The following is an 18624-nucleotide window of genomic DNA, read 5'->3' as shown; positions in this document are numbered from 1 at the left end:
GCCCAGCCGCCCGGCCCGCGGCGGCTGCCGCTGCCGGCACGCTGCAGCGCCCGGTCGGCGGCCAGAACCTTGCGGCCGATCTCGACCCGCAGCCGCTCGGCATCGGCCGGATCGATCAGGCCGCGTTCCAGATCGCGCCCGACCTCACGCAGCTGGTCGCGATAGACCCGCAGGTCATAGGCGGCGGCGGGCTCGGCCCCCGCGCCCGGCCGGCGCAGAAGCGGCGCGGCGATGGCGATGGCCACCACCCCGGCCAGCGCGGCGCAGATCATCCAGAACATCGGCTTCCCCTTTTGGCTGGGCCGGTGATAGCCGGTTTCGGCGCGGCGAAAAAGTCAAAGCCATGCGACAAATGCGCGGTCCGGGCCCGGGACATCTGCGCCCGACCCTGACGCAATTCGACGATCACGCCGTCGCAAGCAGGCTTGCCCGAAAACCGCCCCCGCTTCACTCTGCACGGGTCGAGTCGCAAGAGGTCCCGCCATGCCCGCATCTGCAAGTTCCAGCACCGGCCGCTATTCGGTCTTTGCCATCGCCAAGGAGGCAATGCGGCTGCATACCGGCTGGAAACGCGCCTGGGCCAGTCCCGAGCCGAAGAAGAAATACCAGGTCGTCATCGTCGGCGCCGGCGGCCATGGCCTTGCCACCGCCTATTACCTGGGCAGGAATTTCGGCATCACCGATGTCGCCATCATCGAGAAGGGCTGGCTGGGCGGCGGCAATACCGGGCGCAACACCACCATCATCCGCTCGAACTACCTGCAGGACCCTTCGGCGGCGATCTACGACAAGGCGCTGAAGCTTTACGAGAACCTGTCGCAGGAGCTGAACTACAACATCATGTTCAGCCCGCGCGGCCTTCTGATGCTGGCCCAGACCGAGCATGAGGTGCGCGGCTACAAGCGCACCGTCTATGCCAACCAGCTGCAGGGTGTGGCGACCGAATGGGTCAGCCCCAAGCGCATCAAGGACATGCTGCCAATCATCAATATCGACGGGCCGCGCTACCCGGTCCTCGGCGGGCTTTACCAGGAACGCGGCGGCACGGCGCGGCACGACGCCGTGGCCTGGGGCTATGCCCGCGCCTGCTCGGCCATGGGCATGCACATCATCCAGAACTGCGAGGTCACCGGCATCGAGACCGCGAACGGCCAGGTCCGCGCGGTCAACACCGGCAAGGGCCGCATCGAATGCGACAAGCTGGCGCTGATCGCGGCCGGCCACAGCTCGGTCCTGGCCGAGATGGCCGGCTTCCGCCTGCCCATCGAATCGCTGGCGCTGCAGGCGCTGGTCTCCGAGCCGATCAAGCCCTGCTGCGACCTGGTCATCATGGCCAACACCGTCCACGGCTACCTGTCGCAATCCGACAAGGGCGAGATGGTGATCGGCGGCGGCACCGACGGCTTCAACAACTACACCCAGCGCGGCTCGTGGCACCATGTCGAGGAGACGGTGCGCGCGCTGATCGAGACCTTCCCAATGCTGTCGCGGCTGAAGATGCTGCGGCAATGGGGCGGCATCGTCGACATGACCGGCGACCGCTCGCCGATCCTGTCCACCACGCCGGTCGGCAATATCTTCGTCAACTGCGGCTGGGGCACCGGCGGCTTCAAGGCCATCCCCGGCTCGGGCTGGGCCATGGCCGAGCTGCTGGCCAAGGGCCAGCCGGGGCCGCTGGCCCGGGATTTCGGCATGAACCGCTTCATCGAGGGCCGCTTCATCGACGAGAGCGTCGCCGCGGGGGTGGCGCACTGATGCGGAATGCGCGCGGGATCCTGCCGGCGCCCGGCCGCCATTGGCCGGTTTCCGCCCATCCCGCGGGGGCGGCGGAAAATTTCGCGCAATCCATGGGAAACTCTTGCTGCTCTTGCGGAATTAGGTTGCACGTCACCATGACCAAGGAGTTTTCTTCATGGCCGAACAGAACAAGAGCAACCTCTGGCTCATCGCCGGCGTCGTCGTCGTCGTGCTGGTGGTCATCTACTGGTTCGTGTCCTCGGGCACCGAGCCCGCAGCGACCGAGTCGACCGACGCGCCAGCCGCGGCGACCGAACCGGCACCCGCCGATGACGGGGCCGTCTCTGTCGAACCCACTGCTCCCGCCGAGCCCGCAACTCCGGCCCCGGCCGATCCTGCGACTCCGGCTCCGGCCGAACCCGCGGCGCCTGCCAACTAAGGCGACCGTCCAGGCGTCGCAAAGCGCCTTTCCTGCCAAGGGCCGGGGGGCCTTCTGCCCCTCGGTTCTTGACCATGTCCGGCCTGCGGCGATGATGCGCCGCGCCGGCATGTCCGCTGTCCGGCCCGCAGTCACCCCCGGCAGCCCCGTTTCCCTTGCCGACCGCAGCCTCCACACCGGCCAGCCGCGCCGCGCCATGAAGTCTGCCGCCGGAATCCGCCCGATCCCCGCGCTGCCGCCCGCCCGACCCGTGGCGGGCGTTCCGGGCCATCCCGCCCCGTTCCCGTTTCCCGATCCCGCCCCGCGCGCCCGGTCCCTCGTCCGGGCCGGGGACCGCGTGCGCCACCTGCCGCCGAAGGAGTGACCCGATGCTGACCCTGACCTGCCCCTATTGCGGCATTGCGGCCGAGGAAACCGAGCTGCAGCCGGGTGGCGAAGCGCATCTGAAGCGCTTCGGCCCCGGCTCGACGGACGAGGAATTCGAGGCCTATCTGTTCGCCCGCAAGAACCCCAAGGGCGTGCATTTCGAACGCTGGCGCCATGCCTATGGCTGCGGCAAGTGGTTCATGGCGGCGCGCGACACCGCCACGCTGCAGGTCTTTGGCACCTACAGCGCCCAGACCCCGCATCCGACGCCCGAGATCGTCGCTGCCATTCGGGCGCATCGCCCCGACTGGCAGCCCGACTGGACCGAAGCCACTGCCGACACCTCCGCCGAAAGCCTGAACGCATGACCGAGACCGGACCCTTCCGCCTGCCGCGCGGCGGCCGCCTGATCGACCGCGCCTATCAACTGCCCTTCCGCTTCGACGGCCGCCAGATGCGCGGCCTGCTGGGTGACACCCTGGCCTCGGCCCTGCTGGCGAACGGTCAACTGATGATGGGTCGCAGCTTCAAGTATCACCGGCCGCGCGGGCCCATCGCCTCGGGCGCCGAGGAGCCGAACGCGCTGCTGGGCCTGGGCCAGGGCGGCCGGTTCGAGCCGAACCAGCGCGCCACCACCACGCCCCTGGTCGGCGGCATGGTCACCACGCCGCAGAACTGCTGGCCCAGCCTGAACGCCGATATCGGCGCGGTGAACAACTGGCTGTATCGCTTCTTCCCGGCGGGTTTCTATTACAAGACCTTCATGCATCCGCGCCCGTTCTGGAAGCATGTGTTCGAGCCGATCATCCGCCGCTCGGCCGGCCTGGGCAAGGCCCCGACCGAGGCCGATCCGGACAGGTACGAACAGGCCTATGCCCATGTGGATGTGGTGGTGGTCGGCGGCGGCATCGCCGGCCTGACTGCCGCCCGTGACGCGGCCCGCGACGGCAAGTCGGTCTGGCTGGTCGAGCAGACGCCGCATTTCGGCGGCCGCACCCCCACCGACCATGCCGATGGCCAGGCCCGCGTCGATGCGCTTCTGGCGGAACTGCGGGGCATGGCCAACGTCACCCTGCGCCGCTCGACCCAGGCGACCGGGCTTTACGACCACGGCTATCTCCTGGTGCGGGAATCGCTGGCCGATCACGACCCGAACGCGGGCATCCCGCGCCAGCGCCTGTGGCGCATCCGCGCCGGCCATGTCGTCGTCGCCTCGGGGGCGCTGGAACGGCCGCTGAGCTTTGCCGGCAACGATGTGCCGGGCGTGATCCTGGCCTCGGCCGTGCGCGATTATATCGACAATTACGGCGTCGCCCCCGGCCGCCGCATCGTCATCGTCACCAACAATGACGACGCCTATCGCACCGCGCTGGTGGCGCTGGATGCGGGGCTGGAGGTGCCGGTGGTGATCGACGCCCGCAGCGCGGCCGGCGGCGCGCTGCCCGCGGCGGTCCGCGCCCGCGGCGTGCGCGTCCTGACCGGCAGCGCCATCGCCGGCATCAAGGGCGGCCAGGCGGTCGAGGCGGTCAAGATCTGCGCCCATTCCGGCTCGGGCCAGGTGACCGAAACCGTGGATGCCGATTGCGTCGCCATGTCCGGCGGCTGGTCGCCGGTCGTGCACCTGTGGAGCCATTGCGGCGGCAAGCTGAACTGGTCCGACGCGCAGGCGATGTTCGCCCCCGATCCGAATCGCCCGCCGACCGGCGCGGATGGCAAGGCGATGGCCAGCTGCGTCGGCGCGGCGGCGGGCGACCTGCTGGTCCCGGCCCTGACCGGCGCGCAGGCGGAATCCGCGACCATGCCGGTCTGGGTCATGCCCGCCCACGCCACGCGCAAGATGAAGTTCAAGATGTGGCTGGACTTCCAGAACGACGTGAAGGTCTCGGATGTCGAGCTGGCCGCGCAGGAAGGCTATCACAGCGTCGAGCATACCAAGCGCTACACGACCCTTGGCATGGCGACCGACCAGGGCAAGGTCAGCAACATCAACGGCCTTGCCGTGCTGTCCAATGCGCTGAACCAGCCGATTCCGGCCACCGGCACCACGACCTTCCGCCCGCCCTATACGCCGCTGACGCTGGGCACCATCGCCGGCGAGGCGCGGGGCGAGATCTTCCAGCCCTTGCGCAAGACCCCCATGCATGGCTGGCACGAAAGCCACGGCGCCTTCTTCGAGCCGGTCGGCCACTGGCGCCGCCCCTATTGCTACCCGAAGGCGGGCGAAAGCCATGCCGACGCGGTGGCGCGCGAGATCCGGGCGGTGCGGGCCTCGGTCGGCACGCTCGACGCCTCGACGCTGGGCAAGATCATCGTCAAGGGCCCGGATGCGGGCCGGTTCCTCGACATGATGTATACCGGCATGATGTCCACGCTGCCGGTGGGCAAGTGCCGCTATGGCCTGATCTGCAACGAGAACGGCTTCCTGAGCGACGACGGCGTCGCCGCGCGGCTCAGCGAGGACACCTGGCTGGTGCACACCACCACCGGCGGCGCCGAGCGCATGCACGGCCACATGGAAGACTGGCTGCAATGCGAATGGTGGGACTGGAAGGTCTGGACCGCCAACGTCACCGAGCAATGGGCGCAGGTCGCCGTGGTCGGCCCCAAGGCCCGCGTGCTCCTGGAGCGGCTGGGCGGCCAGATCGACCTGTCGCCCGAGGCGCTGCCCTTCATGGGCTGGGCCGAGGGCGAGATCGCCGGCATCCCCGCCCGCGTCTATCGCATCAGCTTCTCGGGCGAGCTGTCCTTCGAGGTGGCGGTGCCCGCCAACCGCGGCCTTGAACTGTGGGAAAAGCTGCACGAGGCCGGGCGCGACCTGAACGTCACCCCCTACGGCACCGAGGCCATGCATGTCATGCGCGCCGAAAAGGGCTTCATCATGATCGGCGACGAGACCGACGGCACGGTGATCCCGCAGGATCTGGGCCTGAACTGGGCGATCAGCAAGAAGAAGACCGACTATATCGGCAAGCGGGCGCAGGAGCGCAGCCACATGACCGATCCCCGGCGCTGGAAGCTGGTGGGGCTGGAAAGCGTCGACGGCCGGGTGCTGCCGGACGGCGTCTATGCGGTGGCCGATGGCGTGAACCCGAACGGCCAGCGCAACACCCAGGGCCGGGTGACCTCGACCTACATGTCGCCGACGCTCAGCAAGCCCATCGCCATGGGCCTGGTGCTGAACGGCCCCGAGCGCATGGGCGAGGTGCTGGAATTCCCGGTCGCGGGTCAGGAAAGCTACAAGGCGCGGATCTGCGATCCGGTCTTCTACGACAAGGAAGGGAGCCGGGCGAATGGCTGAGGCACTGGCGAAGATCTCTCAGGTGCAGGATTGGGGCATGATCCAGATCCGCGCCGACCTGGCGCGCGCGGGCGATGCCATCGCCGCGGCGGTCGGGGTGGCGCTGCCCGAACGGGGCCGCATCACCAGCGACGGCAGTCGCTCTCTCGGCTGGATGTCGCCGGACGAGCTGCTGCTGGTCCTGCCGCGCGCCGAGGCGGCCGAGGCGCTGGCGGCGCTGCAGGACGCGCTGTCCACCGAACACGCGCTGGTGCTGGATGTCAGCGACATGCGCGCCGTGTTCCGCATCCAGGGCGCCAAGGCGCTGGACGTGCTGATGAAGCTCTGCCCGGCCGACCTGGCGGCCATGCCCGAGGACGGGCTGCGCCGCACCCGCGCCGCCCAGGTCGCCTGCGGCATCTGGCGCGAGCCGGGCGGCTATGTGCTGATCGGCTTCCGCTCGGTCGCCGATTACCTGCGCGGCATCCTGACCGGCGCCGCGGCGCCGGGCACGCAGTTGGACCCGCGCTAGGGCGCTCCGGACCCGAACGGGGCTTGTGGCGGCGGCGGGGCGGCGTATGGATGGAAGGTGAAAGCCATCCGGTTGATTCCATGCGCCCCGCCCCGATCCCGTCCGCCCTTCTGCTCATCGCCCTGCTGCTGCCGGGCCCCGGCCTGCGGGCGCAGCAGGATCTTGCACCGCAGCAGCCGCCGGTGGTGATGATGTGCCAGATCCTCGACGAAAGCGGCACCGGCTGGGTGCCCGAGTTCATCATGATGACCCGCCAGACCTCCGGCCCGCGCCAGGGCCGGATCGAGGTCTTCGACCCGATCCTGCAGAACCTGCTGGGCCGCCCGATCGAGGCCAGGATCACCGCCGACGACCGCCGCAGCCGCAGCTATGGCTGGGCGCTGGCCGGGGTCAGCAATGCCGCGGGCCAGCGGACCGAGCGGCTGGATTACCGGCTGACGGTGCGCAAGGCCGACGGCACGGCCTCGATCACCGCCGTCGCGCAGGGCTATGACAACGTCATGACCGGGACCGGCGTCTGCGGCTCGCCCGGCGACCGATAGGGCCGGAACCGCCGCTGCGTTGAAGGCGTTTAGCGGCCGACAGGGCTTTTCCCCGCCTGGCTCATGTGCCAGAACACGATCCGAAACCGTTGGAAAGGAAATCGAAAATGGCCTTCACGCTTCCCGATCTTCCCTATGCTCACGACGCGCTGGCCGCTGGCGGCATGTCCAAGGAGACGCTGGAATACCACCACGACAAGCACCACAAGGCCTATGTCGACAAGCTGAACGAGCTGGTGGCCGGCACCGAGTGGGAAGGCAAGAGCCTCGAGGACATCGTCAAGGGCACCTACCAGTCGGGCGCGGTGGCGCAGAACGGCATCTTCAACAATGCCAGCCAGCACTGGAACCACGCGCAGTTCTGGGAAATGATGGGCCCGAATCCCGGCGCCATCCCGGGCGAGCTGGAAAAGGCCCTGACCGAGGCTTTCGGTTCGGTGGACGAGTTCAAGAAGAAATTCGCCGAGGCCGGCGTCGGCCAGTTCGGCTCGGGCTGGGCATGGCTGGTCAAGGACAAGGACGGCAGCCTGAAGGTCACCAAGACCGAGAACGGCGTGAACCCGCTCTGCTTCGGCCAGACCGCGCTTCTGGGCTGCGACGTGTGGGAGCACAGCTATTACATCGACTTCCGCAACGCCCGGCCGAAATACCTGGAGAATTTCCTGAACAACCTGGTGAACTGGGAAAACGTGGCTTCGCGCCTCTGATCCGCGCCGGAAGCCCGCATCAAGGCCCGCCCGCCCGGCGGGCCTTTTTCGTTGCCCTGCCGCTGACCGCCGGCCCCTTCGCCCCCCCTTGCCCCCGCCGCGAATCGGCCGCATGGCTGTGCGGACGGAAAGGGGCTGCGCATGAGCGAATGGGGCAAGGGTTTCTGGGCGATGATCGGGGTCTGCGTGACCTGGGGCCTGTCGCCGATCTTCTACCGCGCCCTGTCCGGGGTGCCGGTGGTCGAGGTGCTGGCGCATCGCACCCTGTGGTCGCTGCTGCTGTTCCTGGCGGTGCTGGCCGTGCAGGGCCGGCTGCGCGAGCTGCGCGGGGCGCTGACCGGGCCGCATGTCGGCCGCATCGTGCTGGCGGCGCTGACCGTGTCGCTGAACTGGGGGCTGTTCATCTGGGCGGTGCAGGCCGGCCATGTCGTGCAAAGCTCGCTGGGCTATTACATCTTCCCGCTGATGGCGGTGGTCGCCGGCGTCCTGGTCTTTGGCGAGGCGCTGAGCCGGGCGCAGGCCCTGGCGGTGCTGCTGGCCGGACTTGCCGTGGCGCTGCTGACCTGGGGCCTGGGCGTCGCGCCCTGGATCAGCCTGGGGCTGGCCCTGACCTTCGTGCTTTACGGCGCGCTCAAGAAATCGTTGCCGCTGGGCCCGGTGCTGTCGGTGGCGGCCGAAGTGGCGCTGCTGACGCCGCTGGCGCTGGGCTGGCTGGCCCTGCAGGCGCTGGGGTGGCTGCCGGCATCGCTGGCCGCACCGCTGAGCTTCGGCGCCGATCTGCCCGTGTCGCTGCTGCTGGCGGCCTCGGGGGTGATCACGGCGGTGCCGCTGATCCTGTTCAGCTATGCCGCGCGCCGGGTCGGCATGGCGACGCTGGGGCTGATGTTCTACCTGAACCCGACGCTGCAATTCCTGTGCGCGGTGCTGCTGTTCGGCGAGGCGTTCACCCGTTGGCACATGATCGCCTTCGCGATGATCTGGACGGCGCTGGCGATCTACAGCGCCTCGGCCTTCCGGCAGGCGCGGCGCGGCCCGCCATTGGCAAACGGGTGAAACCGCGTATAGAACAGCGCCAAAGAACTTCCGGGGGCGACATGGCCAATCAGAACGACAGCTTCATCGACGAGGTCACCGAGGATCTGCGCCGCGATCGGCTGTTCGGATTGTTCCGCCGCTATGGCTGGATCGCCGTCCTGGTGATCCTGGGCATCGTCGGCGGCGCGGCCTGGCGCGAATATGCGCGCAACCAGGCCGAGGCCGAGGCCCGGAGCTGGGGCGACGCCGTTCTGGCCGCGCGCGAAGCCGAGGATCGGGTGGCGGCGCTGTCCGCCGTCGATCCGCAGGGCTCGGCCGGCCGCAAGCTGCTGTCCGAGATGCTGGCCGCCGGGGTCGAGGCCGAAGCCGGACTGAACCCGCAGGCGGCCGAGCGGCTCAAGGCCGCGGCCGCGGGCGTCGAGGACGATCCGGTGCTGCACGACCTGGCCATGCTCAAGGCGGTGATGGCCGCCGGCCCGGCCATGGACGCGGCCGAGCGCGACCGCATCCTGGCCGAGCTGTCCAAGCCCGGCGCGCCCTTCGAACTGCTGGCGCTGGAACAGAAGGCCGTGGCGCTGATCGGCGCCGGCCGCAAGGAGGACGCGGTGATGCTGATCGGCCAGATCCAGCAAAAGAACGGGCTGTCCGAACCCTTGCGCCGCCGTCTCTCCGAGATGATGATCACCCTGGGCGCCGAGCCCGACCGCGCCGAAGGCCCCGGCCCGCAGACCATGCCGGTCCCGACCGCGAACTGAAGCCCGGCAGCGCCGGCAAGACAAGAAACCGCGCCCGCGGCCGGGTCCCGACCTTGCGCCCGGCCCGGATAGAGGAGAGAGCGATGACGAGGCTGCCCCTGATCGCCGCTTTGGCCGGGCTGACCGCCCTTTCGGCCTGCCAGCAACGCGAAACCGTCCTGCCCGGCGAACGGCTGGACCCGCGCGCGGTGCTGTCGCCCGACGGTCCCGTGGTCGAGGGCGCGGCGGCGCCGACCACCACCGCCTTGTCGCTGCCGCCGGTGCGCGGCAACAGCGACTGGCCGCAGCGCGCCGGCAACGCGGCCCATCTTGCGGGCAACATGGCGATCGGCGCCGGCACCGGCCGCATCTGGGCGGCGAGCATCGGCCAGCCTTCGGATCGCCGGCATCGCGTCACCGCCGCCCCGATCGTCGCGGCGGGCCTGGTCTTTGCCCTGGACAGCCAGTCCACGGTGACCGCCACCACCACCGGCGGCGGCCGGGTCTGGAGCCGCGACCTGCGGCCCGGGGGCGAATCCGACCGCAGCGTCTCGGGTGGCGGCCTGGCCTTCGAGGGCAACCGCGTTTTCGCCACCACCGGCTATGGCGAGCTGGTGGCGCTGGACGCCCGCACCGGCGGCGTGATCTGGCGGCAAAAGGTCGATGCGCCGATCAGCGGCGCGCCCACGGTGCAGGACGGCGTCGTCTATGTGCTGGGCCGCGACGCGACCGGCTGGGCGGTGCGCGCCAATGACGGCAAGGTGCTGTGGCGGGTCTTCGGCAATGACGGCATGGCCGGGGTGATGGGGGTCGCGGCACCGGCGGTCTCGGGCTCGACCGTGGTCTTTCCCTTCGCCACCGGCGAGCTGATGGGCGTGGACGGCAGCAGCGGCAGCCAGGTCTGGACCGCCAATGTCGCCGGCCAGCGCCTGGGCCGCGCGGTGGGCTATTTCCGCGACGTGACCGGCGATCCGGTGATCTCGGGCGGCACGGTCTATGCCGGCACCAGCTCGGGCCGGGTCGCGGCCTTCGACCTGGCCACCGGCGCGATGAAATGGGAGGCGCGCGAGGGCGCCTCGAGCCCGGTGGTCCCGGCCGGGAACTCGGTCTTCCTGGTGAATGACCAGGCCCAGCTGCTGCGGCTGGACGCCGCCAACGGCGCGCGGGTCTGGGCGCAGAAGCTGCCCTATTTCACCAGGCAGATCGTGCGCAAGCAGGACAAGGTCTGGAACCATTACGGCCCGGTTCTGGCGGGATCGAAGCTTTACCTTGCCGGCTCGGACGGCTATCTGCGCGTCTTCGATCCCGCCTCGGGCGCGCTGATCGGCACCGCCGAGATCCCGGGCGGCGCCGCAGCGGCGCCGGCCGTGGCGGGCCAAACCCTTTACGTCGTCACCCATGACGGCCAGTTGATCGCATACAGATGAGCTTCACCCTCGCCATTGTCGGGCGTCCCAATGTCGGCAAGTCCACGCTGTTCAACCGCCTGGTCGGCAAGCGCCTGGCCCTGGTCGACGACCAGCCCGGCGTGACCCGCGACCTGCGCGAGGGGGCTGGGCGGCTGGGCGACCTGCGCTTCATCGTCGTCGATTCGGCGGGCCTGGAGATCGCCGAGGACGACAGCCTGCAGGGCCGCATGCGCCGCCTGACCGAGCGCGCGGTGGACGAAGCCGATGTCTGCCTGTTCGTGATCGACGCCCGCGTGGGCGTCACGGCGGCCGACGAATATTTCGCCGATATCCTGCGCAAGCGGGCGAAACACGTCATCCTGGCCGCCAACAAGGCCGAGGGCCGCGCCGGCGAGGCGGGGGCGATGGAAGCCTATGCGCTTGGCCTGGGCGAGCCCCTGCGCATCTCGGCCGAGCATGGCGAGGGCATGGACGACCTTTATCGCGCCCTCGTGCCGCTGGCCGAGCAGTTCGAGGCGCAGAACGTCCAGCAGGCGCCGGAAACCGACGTCGCCGTCGAGGATGGCGACGAGGAGGCCGAGGATTGGCGCCCCTCGGCCGCGAAGCCCCTGCAGATCGCGGTGATCGGCCGGCCGAATGCCGGCAAATCGACGCTCATCAACAAGATCCTGGGCGAGGACCGCCTGCTGACCGGCCCCGAAGCCGGCATCACCCGCGATTCGATCAGCGTCAGCACCGATTTCATGGGCACGCCGGTGCGCATCTTCGACACCGCGGGCATGCGCAAGAAGGCGCGCGTCACCGACAAGGTGGAAAAGCTTTCCGTCGCCGACGGCTTGCGCGCCGTGCGCTTCGCCGAGGTGGTGGTGGTGCTTCTGGACGTGGGCATCCCCTTCGAGCAGCAGGACCTGCGCATTGCCGATTTCGCCGAGAGCGAGGGTCGCGCCGTGGTCGTCGCCGCGAACAAGTGGGACCTGGAGGAGGACAAGCCCGAGAAGCTCAAGGAACTGCGCGAGGCCTTCGAGCGGCTCTTGCCGCAGCTGAAGGGCGCGCCGCTGGTCACGGTTTCGGCGCGGACCGGCAAGGGGCTGGACCGGCTGCACAACGCCATCCTGAAGGCGCACGAGGTCTGGAACCGCCGCGTCCCGACCGCGCGGCTGAATCAGTGGCTGGGCGCGATGACCGAGGCGCATCCGCCCCCGGCGCCGGGCGGCCGCCGGATCCGGCTGCGCTATATCACCCAGGTCAAGACCCGCCCGCCGGCCTTCGTGGTCATGGCGACCCATACCGACAAGCTGCCCGACAGCTACCAGCGCTATCTGGTCAACGGGCTGCGGCAGGATTTCGACATGCCCGGCACGCCGATCCGGCTGACCTTCCGCGACCAGGGCACCAAGAACCCCTACAAGGACAAGGCCGGCAAGATCAGCCAGTCCGGCGCGCTGTCCAAGCACAAGCACCGGCAGAAGCCGAAAGGCGCCTAGGTCGTCACCCGCACCAGCGCCACGGCGATGATGGCGATGGCGATCACCGTCACCGTGGCGATGGCGGTATCGGTGGTGACGGTGCTGGCGGCAATGCCGATCAACCCCCAGATCAGCGCCACGCTGAAGCCGATCCGCTTCGGCATCCGCAGCTGCACGCTGACCGCCGCGACCGCGCCGATCAGCATGGCGATCACCGCCGCCACCTCTTGCGGCAGGCCCAGCCGGTCGCGCAGCAGCGCGGTGAAAGCAGCGAAGCAGACCAGCAGCCCCCAGCCGGCCACGAAGCCCAGCGAGGAGCTGCGCTGCACCTGCCCGCCCTCGCGCACGCCGCGCAGTGCCGCGGCCAGGAAACAGGCCAGCATCAAGGCCGACAGCAGGAAGGCGGTCAGCGGCCAGCCGCCCAGCAGCCAGGGCCAGAGCGCCCCGGCCAGCAGGCCCAGGATCAGCGGCGCATGTTCCTGCAGCCCGTGTTCCTGCGTTCCGTGTTTTGGCGGTCCATGGCCTTGCGGTCCATGTGCGGGCAGGTCGCGCGGCGCCGGCGGCCCGATGCCCTGCCGCACGCCTTCGGTCCCGGCCAGGAACTGCCGGGCGGCGTGATAGCCAAGCGCCGCCCAGGCCAGGCCCAGCAGCGCCATCATCCCCGGATTCCCCGGACGCAGGAACAGGCCGGCCAGGTCCACCGGCTGGCTGCCGGCCGGCAGGCCCTGCAGCAGCGAGGCCGCGTCGCGGCTGCTCGGGACGGTCGGGGCCGGGGGCGCCGGCGCCAGGGCATAGGCAAGCGAGCTGGCCAGGAAGACCAGCACCGCCAGCATCAGAAGGGTTGGGCCTGCGCGGGACATGGTTGGAAACGCCGCCCGTTCGCGGCGGGTTTCGCCCGATCCGTCTTTTGTCGACTCAGGCCAGCAGACCGTCCGCGCCCAGCCGGGTCTTGCCGCGCAGATAGGGGTGCAGCGCCTCGGGCAGCAGGACCGAGCCGTCGGCCTGCTGGCCGTTCTCCAACACCGCGATCAGCGTGCGGCCCACCGCCAGGCCCGAGCCGTTCAGCGTATGCACGAACTCGGGCTTGCCGCCGCCGGCCGGGCGATAGCGGGCGTTCATGCGCCGGGCCTGGAAATCGCCGCAATAGCTGACCGAGGAGATCTCGCGATACCTGCCCTGGCCGGGCAGCCAGACCTCGAGGTCATGGGTGATGCGGGCGCCGAAGCCCATGTCGCCGCCGCAGAGCACGATGGTGCGATAGGGCAGGCCCAGCCGCTCCAGCACCGTCTCGGCGCAGCGGGTCATGCGGGCATGTTCCGCAAGCCCCGATTCCGCATCGGTGATCGAGACCATCTCGACCTTCTCGAACTGGTGCTGGCGCAGCATGCCCGCGGTGTCGCGCCCGGCGCTGCCGGCTTCCGAGCGGAAGCACTGGCTGTGCGCGACATAGCGGCGCGGCAGGTAGCCGTGGTCGATCAGGCAGTTGTTGACGATATTGGTCAGCGTCACCTCGGCAGTCGGGATCAGCCACCAGCCCTCGCGGGTCTGGTAGCTGTCCTCGCCGAATTTCGGCAATTGCCCGGTGCCCTCCATCATTTCCGAAAGCACCAGGACCGGGGTCCAGGTCTCGGCCAGCCCGTGTTCCTCGCTGTGCAGGTCCAGCATGAATTGCGCCAGCGCCCGGTGGATGCGGGCGACCCCGCCCGAAAGCAGCACGAAGCGCGCGCCCGACAGCTTGGCCGCGGTCTCGAAATCCATGCCGGGCTTGACGCCCTCGATCTCGAAATGCTCGCGCGGGGTGAAGTCGAAGCTGCGCGGCTCGCCCCAGCGGCGGATCTCGACATTGTCGTTCTCGTCCTCGCCCGGGGGCACGCTGTCCAGCGGCAGGTTCGGGATGGTCAGCAGCAGCTCGCGCAGCTTGGCGTCCAGCGCCGTGGCTTCGGCCTGCAGGCGGGCGGTCTCGTCCTTCTTGGCGGTGACCAGGGCGCGCAGGCGCTGGAACTCGGCCTCGTCGCCGCGGCCCTTGGCGGCGCCGGCCTCCTTGCTGGCCTTGTTCTGCTCGGCCTGTGCGGTTTCGGCGGCACTGATGCGGGCACGGCGATCGGCATCCAGCGACAGGATCTCGGGCGACACCGGGGCCATGTTGCGCAACGCAAGCGCGGCGTCGAAAGCGGCGGGATTCTCGCGGATGGCGCGGATGTCGTGCATGGCCCATTCCTCTGGCAGGTTACGCCGCCCCGGATAACCCAAAGCGGCGCAGGGCGAAAGCCTCAGCCCGCCCTCTCAGCCCGTCGCCTGGGCCAGCATGTCGCGCAGGACGCCAAAGAACCGCTCGCGCCCCGGATAGCCCTCGAATCGGGCCATCTCGACCCCGCCTTGCAGCAGGATGAAGGTGGGCGTCAGCCAGGGCTTCCGCGCCAGCGCCAATCCGTCGGGATAGGGCCCGTCCAGGTCCACCGTCAGCAGCGGCGCCGCGCGTCCCTCGGGGTGGCGGTCATAGACCGGGGCGATCTCGCGGTCCCATTGCGCGCAATAGACGCAGCCCTTGCGCCGGACCATCAGCAGCTGCAATGCCGGGGCCGCCCTGCCGGGCATCGCCGCCATCGCCGCCATCCCGGCCAGAATCGCCCGCCGTGTCAGCATGGTCCCGCTCCGTTTCCGCGGCCAGACTTAGCGCCCGCGCCGATCCGCCACAACCGTCGGCGTTTACATGGCGATGCGCTGCCAATATCCACGGGGATGCGGGGCAGTCGGCGCCCGCGTCGCAAGGATGCTGCCGGGATGGCCATGGACGAGCTGACCGAACCCCTGACGCAGGGCAACCGCCGCGCGCTGTCCCGCGCGATCACGCTGATCGAAAGCACCCGCCCCGACCACCGCGCCCGCGCCGTGGCGCTGCTGGCGGAACTGCCCGAGCGGCAGGCGCTGCGCATCGGCCTGTCGGGCACGCCGGGGGTCGGCAAGTCCACCTTCATCGAGACCTTCGGCAAGATGCTGACCGCGCAGGGCCTCAGGGTCGCGGTGCTGGCCGTCGATCCCAGCTCGGCGCGTTCGGGTGGCTCGATCCTGGGCGACAAGACCCGGATGGAGACGCTGTCGCGCGACCCCAATGCCTTCATCCGCCCCTCGCCCTCGCGCGCCGAACTGGGCGGCGTGGCGCGCCGCACCCGCGAAACCGTGCGGCTCTGCGAGGCGGCGGGCTTCGACGTGGTGCTGATCGAGACAGTCGGTGTCGGGCAAAGCGAAACCCTGGTGGCCGAGATGTCGGACCTGTTCATCCTGCTGCTCGCTCCGGCCGGCGGTGACGAGCTGCAGGGCGTCAAGCGCGGCATCATGGAGATCGCCGACATCATCCTGGTCAACAAGGCCGATGGTGAGCTGCGCGAGACCGCCATGCGCACCGTCGCCGATTATGCCGGGGCGCTGCGGCTCTTGCGCAAGCGTCCCTACGACCCCGAGGGCTTCCCCAAGGCGCTGCCGGTCTCGGCCTATACCGGCGAGGGGCTGGACAAGGCCTGGGCCAGCATGACCTGGCTGGCCGACTGGCGGCGCGAGCATGGGCATTTCGACAGCCGCCGGGCCGAGCAGGCGCGGCACTGGTTCCTGTCGGAACTGCGCGCCGGGCTGCTGGCGCGGCTCGACCGCCCCGAGGTGCGGGCGCGGCTGCGCGAGCTGGGCGATGCCGTGGCCCGGGGCGAGAGCGATCCCGATTCGGCGGCGACCCGGATGCTCGACTGGCTGGGCGCGGCGGAATGCGATTCGCGGATCGCCGGACGGCAGGCGCATGAGCGCCGGGCCTGACCCGCAGGCGGATCCCGGCGCCCTGCTGGCCGCGCTGCTGGGTCCGCCGCAGGGGGCGGCCGAGCTGGCCGGGGCCTGGTTCGACACGCCGCTGGGCGCCATGGTCGTCGTCGCCGACCAGAAGCGGCTGCACCTGCTGGAATTCCTCGAACGCGCGGCCCTGCCGGCCGAGTTGCGCCGCCTTGCCGCCCGGGGCCGCATCGCCCCCGGCCGCACCGCCGTGACCGACCGGACCGAGGCGCAGATCGCCGGCTATTTCACCGGCGAGCGGGCAGATTTCGACCTGCCGCTGGCCTTGCACGGCACCGATTTCCAGCAGCGGGTCTGGCGGGAATTGCAGCGCATTCCCGCGGGCACGACCATCAGCTATGCCGAGCTGGCGCGGCGCATCGGCCGGCCATCGGCGGTTCGCGCCGTGGCGCGGGCCAATGGCGCGAACCAGATCGCGGTGGTGATTCCCTGCCATCGGGTGATCGGTTCGGATGGCGGGCTGACCGGCTATGGCGGCGGGCTGTGGCGCAAGCAGGCGCTGATCCGCCACGAGGCCGACGCGCTTCGCGCCGTGAGCCGCCATGGCGGGGCGGAAAAGCCGGGCAAAAAGGCTTGACGCGCCGCCCGTCTGGCTTTATCCCCCGCAAACGGATTTCCGGGCGCTGCCACGCGGCGCCCTTTCATATTGCGGGCAGAGGCCCGTGCAGGATCGAATCGAAGGAACAAGATCATGTCGCGCGTTTGCGAACTGACCGGCAAGGGCCCGATGAGCGGCAACAACGTCTCCCACGCCAACAACAAGACCCGTCGCCGGTTTCTGCCGAACCTGAACGAGGTCTCGCTGCTGTCGGAAAAGCTGGGCCGCAGCTACCAGCTGCGCATCTCGGCCGCGGCGCTGCGTTCGGTCGACCACCGCGGCGGCCTCGACGCCTTCCTGGCGAAGGCTAAGGATGCCGAGCTGTCGGATCGCGCCCTGAAGATCAAGCGCGAACTGGCGAAAGCCTGATCCGCGATCCCGGGACGGGGCCGGTCGATTCGCGGCCCCTGACCCGAGACTCCGTCGCGGATGCGATGCGCCCTGCCTTCACCGGCGGGGCTTTTGCTTATGCGGACTTGATCCGTCCAAGAGCGGCTTGCGGGTGGGTGCGGGACCAGCGCGTGCGTCGTTCTGGCCCGCAATCGGAACGGAGCCGCCCTGTGGATGGCCGGCCCCAAGGGACATCAGCGCCGGGCCTCGGCCCTGGCGATCAGTTCCTCGACCTTCGGCCCCAGCGTCTCGACGATCAGCCTGACCCCTTGGGCCGAGGCATGCAGCCCGTCGCTTTGCAGCAAGGACATATAGGCCTCGCCCGGACCGTCATAGAGCGGCTGATACAGGTTCTCGAGCACCAGCGCCCCGTGCCGGGTGCCCAGGCGCGGCCAGATCCCGGCCCATGCCTCGCGCTGCGGTGCTTCCGCGTCGGGCAGGGCGATGCCGACCAGCAGCAGCGGCCGGCCGCCCTGGCCCGCCTGTTCGAGGATCGAATCGAGATTGCCCTCGACCATCTTGGGGGTGAAGCCCAGCAGCAGGTCGTTGCCGCCCAGTTCCACGATCACCGCGTCGGGCTTGTGGCGGGCCAGTGAATAGCCGATCCGCACCCGCCCGCCGGCGGTGGTGTCGCCGGACAGCCCGCCGTTCAGCACCACCGCATCATGGCCCCGCGCCTGCAGCCAGGCCTGCAGCTGTGGCACCAGCCCGTCGCGGGCGGGCAGGCCATAGCCCTCGGTCAGGCTGTCGCCGAAGGCGAGGATGCGCAGCGGCGCGGCCGAGGCGACCGGGGCGACGGCCAGCGCCAGGAACAGGACAAGGGCTTTCAGGATCATCCGGCACGCCTCAATCGCAACGCGTTACTGACCACGAAGACCGAGGAGAGTGCCATCGCCCCGGCCCCCAGCATGGGTGACAATTGCGGCCCGCCGAAGGGCACCAGCCCCCCCATGGCCACGGGAATCAGGGCGACATTGTAGCCGAAGGCCCAGAACAGATTCTGCCGGATATTGCGCATGACGCTGCGTGACAGGCGGATGGCCCGCGCCACGCCCGCCGGATCGCCGCCGACCAGCACCACCTCGGCCGATTCGATGGCGACGTCGGTGCCGGTGCCGATGGCGATGCCGGTCTCGGCCGCGGCCAGAGCCGGGGCGTCGTTGATGCCGTCGCCGACGAAGACCGTGCCCGGCCCCATCTCGCGGATGGCGGCCAGCTTGCCCTCGGGCAGGACGCCGGCGGTCACGCGGTCGATGCCCAGCTTGCGCCCCACCGCCTCGGCCGTGGCCTGCACGTCGCCCGAGATCATCGCGGTCTGCAGGCCCAGCCCGTGCAGTTGGGCGATGGCCTCGGCCGCCTCGGGGCGGATGGGATCGGCCAGCGCCATGGCGGCGGCGTGCCGGCCGTCCACCGCCAGATGCACCGGCGTCGCGCCTTGCGCCGCCCAGCCCTCGGCCGCGGCGATCAGGGCGGGCGAGGCACTGACGCCGGCCTCGGCCAGCGCGGCGGCATTGCCGATCAGCAGCGCGCGCCCCTCGACCCGCGCCGAAAGCCCGCGCCC

At 70.0% G+C, this 18624-nt stretch carries 20 protein-coding genes; 14 read left to right on the top strand and 6 right to left on the bottom strand.

The window, feature by feature from the left end:
• Positions 1–281, bottom strand: a 281-nt coding sequence (gene ccmI, locus I9P22_RS17600) for a c-type cytochrome biogenesis protein CcmI (RefSeq protein ID WP_199260796.1), incomplete at its 3' end; no start/stop codon positions are given.
• Positions 282–483: 202 nt separating this feature from the next.
• Between ccmI and I9P22_RS17595 the strand changes: the two genes are divergently transcribed.
• The 11 genes from I9P22_RS17595 to der all read left to right on the top strand — a co-directional run bounded on the left by I9P22_RS17595 (position 484) and on the right by der (position 12262).
• Entirely contained in the window at positions 484–1755 is a 1272-nt protein-coding gene (locus tag I9P22_RS17595; protein ID WP_199260795.1) for a sarcosine oxidase subunit beta family protein, read from the top strand.
• Between the two features lie 157 nt (positions 1756–1912).
• A complete protein-coding gene (locus I9P22_RS17590; protein WP_199260794.1) occupies positions 1913–2176 on the top strand; it encodes a hypothetical protein in 264 nt (87 codons plus the stop codon).
• Between the two features lie 368 nt (positions 2177–2544).
• Positions 2545–2910, top strand: coding sequence for a sarcosine oxidase subunit delta (locus tag I9P22_RS17585; RefSeq protein ID WP_199260793.1), 366 nt, complete (start codon positions 2545–2547; stop codon positions 2908–2910).
• The gene (locus I9P22_RS17580; RefSeq protein WP_199260792.1) at positions 2907–5840 is read left to right on the top strand and encodes a sarcosine oxidase subunit alpha family protein; all 2934 of its coding nucleotides are present in this window, start codon (positions 2907–2909) and stop codon (positions 5838–5840) included. The genes I9P22_RS17585 and I9P22_RS17580 overlap by 4 nt, the downstream gene beginning before the upstream one ends.
• A complete protein-coding gene (locus tag I9P22_RS17575; protein ID WP_199260791.1) occupies positions 5833–6351 on the top strand; it encodes a sarcosine oxidase subunit gamma in 519 nt (172 codons plus the stop codon). The genes I9P22_RS17580 and I9P22_RS17575 overlap by 8 nt, the downstream gene beginning before the upstream one ends.
• Before the next feature lie 80 nt (positions 6352–6431).
• Positions 6432–6893 carry a hypothetical protein gene (locus tag I9P22_RS17570; RefSeq protein WP_199260790.1) on the top strand — a complete coding sequence of 154 codons (462 nt, stop codon included), beginning with the start codon at positions 6432–6434 and terminating at the stop codon, positions 6891–6893.
• Between the two features lie 107 nt (positions 6894–7000).
• Positions 7001–7600, top strand: coding sequence for a superoxide dismutase (locus I9P22_RS17565; RefSeq protein ID WP_011746863.1), 600 nt, complete (start codon positions 7001–7003; stop codon positions 7598–7600).
• A 141-nt stretch (positions 7601–7741) separates the two neighbouring features.
• Entirely contained in the window at positions 7742–8653 is a 912-nt protein-coding gene (gene rarD / locus I9P22_RS17560; RefSeq protein WP_199260789.1) for an EamA family transporter RarD, read from the top strand.
• Between the two features lie 41 nt (positions 8654–8694).
• Positions 8695–9390: a tetratricopeptide repeat protein gene (locus I9P22_RS17555; RefSeq protein WP_199260788.1), complete on the top strand. Its 696-nt coding sequence runs from the start codon at positions 8695–8697 to the stop codon at positions 9388–9390.
• Positions 9391–9473: 83 nt separating this feature from the next.
• Positions 9474–10796, top strand: a complete 1323-nt coding sequence (locus I9P22_RS17550) for a PQQ-binding-like beta-propeller repeat protein (protein ID WP_199260787.1) — start codon at positions 9474–9476, stop codon at positions 10794–10796.
• Positions 10793–12262, top strand: coding sequence for a ribosome biogenesis GTPase Der (gene der, locus I9P22_RS17545; RefSeq protein ID WP_199260786.1), 1470 nt, complete (start codon positions 10793–10795; stop codon positions 12260–12262). The genes I9P22_RS17550 and der overlap by 4 nt, the downstream gene beginning before the upstream one ends.
• Here the strand turns inward: der and I9P22_RS17540 are convergent.
• The 3 genes from I9P22_RS17540 to I9P22_RS17530 all read right to left on the bottom strand — a co-directional run bounded on the left by I9P22_RS17540 (position 12259) and on the right by I9P22_RS17530 (position 14887).
• Complete coding sequence (locus I9P22_RS17540; RefSeq protein ID WP_199260785.1) at positions 12259–13104, bottom strand: hypothetical protein; 846 nt, start codon at positions 13102–13104, stop codon at positions 12259–12261. The two genes, der and I9P22_RS17540, sit on opposite strands and share 4 nt — an antisense overlap.
• A gap of 55 nt (positions 13105–13159) precedes the next feature.
• Positions 13160–14452 carry a serine--tRNA ligase gene (gene serS / locus I9P22_RS17535; RefSeq protein WP_199260784.1) on the bottom strand — a complete coding sequence of 431 codons (1293 nt, stop codon included), beginning with the start codon at positions 14450–14452 and terminating at the stop codon, positions 13160–13162.
• A gap of 75 nt (positions 14453–14527) precedes the next feature.
• The gene (locus I9P22_RS17530; RefSeq protein ID WP_199260783.1) at positions 14528–14887 is read right to left on the bottom strand and encodes a thioredoxin domain-containing protein; all 360 of its coding nucleotides are present in this window, start codon (positions 14885–14887) and stop codon (positions 14528–14530) included.
• 144 nt (positions 14888–15031) lie between these two features.
• On the opposite strand from I9P22_RS17530, the gene meaB reads away from it, so the two are divergent.
• The 3 genes from meaB (at position 15032) to rpmB (ending at position 17042) form a co-directional block, all read left to right on the top strand.
• The gene (gene meaB / locus I9P22_RS17525) at positions 15032–16045 is read left to right on the top strand and encodes a methylmalonyl Co-A mutase-associated GTPase MeaB (protein WP_199260797.1); all 1014 of its coding nucleotides are present in this window, start codon (positions 15032–15034) and stop codon (positions 16043–16045) included.
• Positions 16029–16652: a methylated-DNA--[protein]-cysteine S-methyltransferase gene (locus tag I9P22_RS17520; RefSeq protein WP_199260782.1), complete on the top strand. Its 624-nt coding sequence runs from the start codon at positions 16029–16031 to the stop codon at positions 16650–16652. Before meaB ends, I9P22_RS17520 begins: the two co-directional genes overlap by 17 nt.
• A 114-nt stretch (positions 16653–16766) precedes the next feature.
• Positions 16767–17042 carry a 50S ribosomal protein L28 gene (gene rpmB / locus I9P22_RS17515; protein ID WP_011748713.1) on the top strand — a complete coding sequence of 92 codons (276 nt, stop codon included), beginning with the start codon at positions 16767–16769 and terminating at the stop codon, positions 17040–17042.
• A gap of 215 nt (positions 17043–17257) precedes the next feature.
• On the opposite strand, the gene I9P22_RS17510 is transcribed toward rpmB, so the two are convergent.
• Entirely contained in the window at positions 17258–17899 is a 642-nt protein-coding gene (locus tag I9P22_RS17510; protein ID WP_199260781.1) for an arylesterase, read from the bottom strand.
• Positions 17896–18624 (bottom strand): HAD-IC family P-type ATPase (locus I9P22_RS17505; RefSeq protein ID WP_199260780.1); only part of this gene is annotated, 729 nt, incomplete at its 5' end. The genes I9P22_RS17505 and I9P22_RS17510, both read right to left, overlap by 4 nt.

The sequence above is a fragment of the Paracoccus binzhouensis genome, from assembly GCF_016446475.1.
Classification (GTDB): domain Bacteria; phylum Pseudomonadota; class Alphaproteobacteria; order Rhodobacterales; family Rhodobacteraceae; genus Paracoccus; species Paracoccus binzhouensis.
This window is presented reverse-complemented; position numbering and strand designations above follow the sequence as displayed.

Excerpts from the sequence above, each read along its gene's own strand:
- I9P22_RS17530 (WP_199260783.1), bottom strand. The coding sequence starts at position 14,887 with ATGCTGACACGGCGGGCGATTCTGGCCGGGATGGCGGCGATGGCGGCG.
- I9P22_RS17510 (WP_199260781.1), bottom strand. The coding sequence starts at position 17,899 with ATGATCCTGAAAGCCCTTGTCCTGTTCCTGGCGCTGGCCGTCGCCCCG.
- meaB (WP_199260797.1), top strand. The coding sequence starts at position 15,032 with ATGGACGAGCTGACCGAACCCCTGACGCAGGGCAACCGCCGCGCGCTG.
- rarD (WP_199260789.1), top strand. The coding sequence starts at position 7,742 with ATGAGCGAATGGGGCAAGGGTTTCTGGGCGATGATCGGGGTCTGCGTG.
- I9P22_RS17520 (WP_199260782.1), top strand. The coding sequence starts at position 16,029 with ATGAGCGCCGGGCCTGACCCGCAGGCGGATCCCGGCGCCCTGCTGGCC.
- der (WP_199260786.1), top strand. The coding sequence starts at position 10,793 with ATGAGCTTCACCCTCGCCATTGTCGGGCGTCCCAATGTCGGCAAGTCC.
- I9P22_RS17555 (WP_199260788.1), top strand. The coding sequence starts at position 8,695 with ATGGCCAATCAGAACGACAGCTTCATCGACGAGGTCACCGAGGATCTG.
- serS (WP_199260784.1), bottom strand. The coding sequence starts at position 14,452 with ATGCACGACATCCGCGCCATCCGCGAGAATCCCGCCGCTTTCGACGCC.
- I9P22_RS17585 (WP_199260793.1), top strand. The coding sequence starts at position 2,545 with ATGCTGACCCTGACCTGCCCCTATTGCGGCATTGCGGCCGAGGAAACC.
- I9P22_RS17575 (WP_199260791.1), top strand. The coding sequence starts at position 5,833 with ATGGCTGAGGCACTGGCGAAGATCTCTCAGGTGCAGGATTGGGGCATG.
- rpmB (WP_011748713.1), top strand. The coding sequence starts at position 16,767 with ATGTCGCGCGTTTGCGAACTGACCGGCAAGGGCCCGATGAGCGGCAAC.
- I9P22_RS17540 (WP_199260785.1), bottom strand. The coding sequence starts at position 13,104 with ATGTCCCGCGCAGGCCCAACCCTTCTGATGCTGGCGGTGCTGGTCTTC.
- I9P22_RS17590 (WP_199260794.1), top strand. The coding sequence starts at position 1,913 with ATGGCCGAACAGAACAAGAGCAACCTCTGGCTCATCGCCGGCGTCGTC.
- I9P22_RS17595 (WP_199260795.1), top strand. The coding sequence starts at position 484 with ATGCCCGCATCTGCAAGTTCCAGCACCGGCCGCTATTCGGTCTTTGCC.
- I9P22_RS17570 (WP_199260790.1), top strand. The coding sequence starts at position 6,432 with ATGCGCCCCGCCCCGATCCCGTCCGCCCTTCTGCTCATCGCCCTGCTG.
- I9P22_RS17550 (WP_199260787.1), top strand. The coding sequence starts at position 9,474 with ATGACGAGGCTGCCCCTGATCGCCGCTTTGGCCGGGCTGACCGCCCTT.
- I9P22_RS17565 (WP_011746863.1), top strand. The coding sequence starts at position 7,001 with ATGGCCTTCACGCTTCCCGATCTTCCCTATGCTCACGACGCGCTGGCC.
- I9P22_RS17580 (WP_199260792.1), top strand. The coding sequence starts at position 2,907 with ATGACCGAGACCGGACCCTTCCGCCTGCCGCGCGGCGGCCGCCTGATC.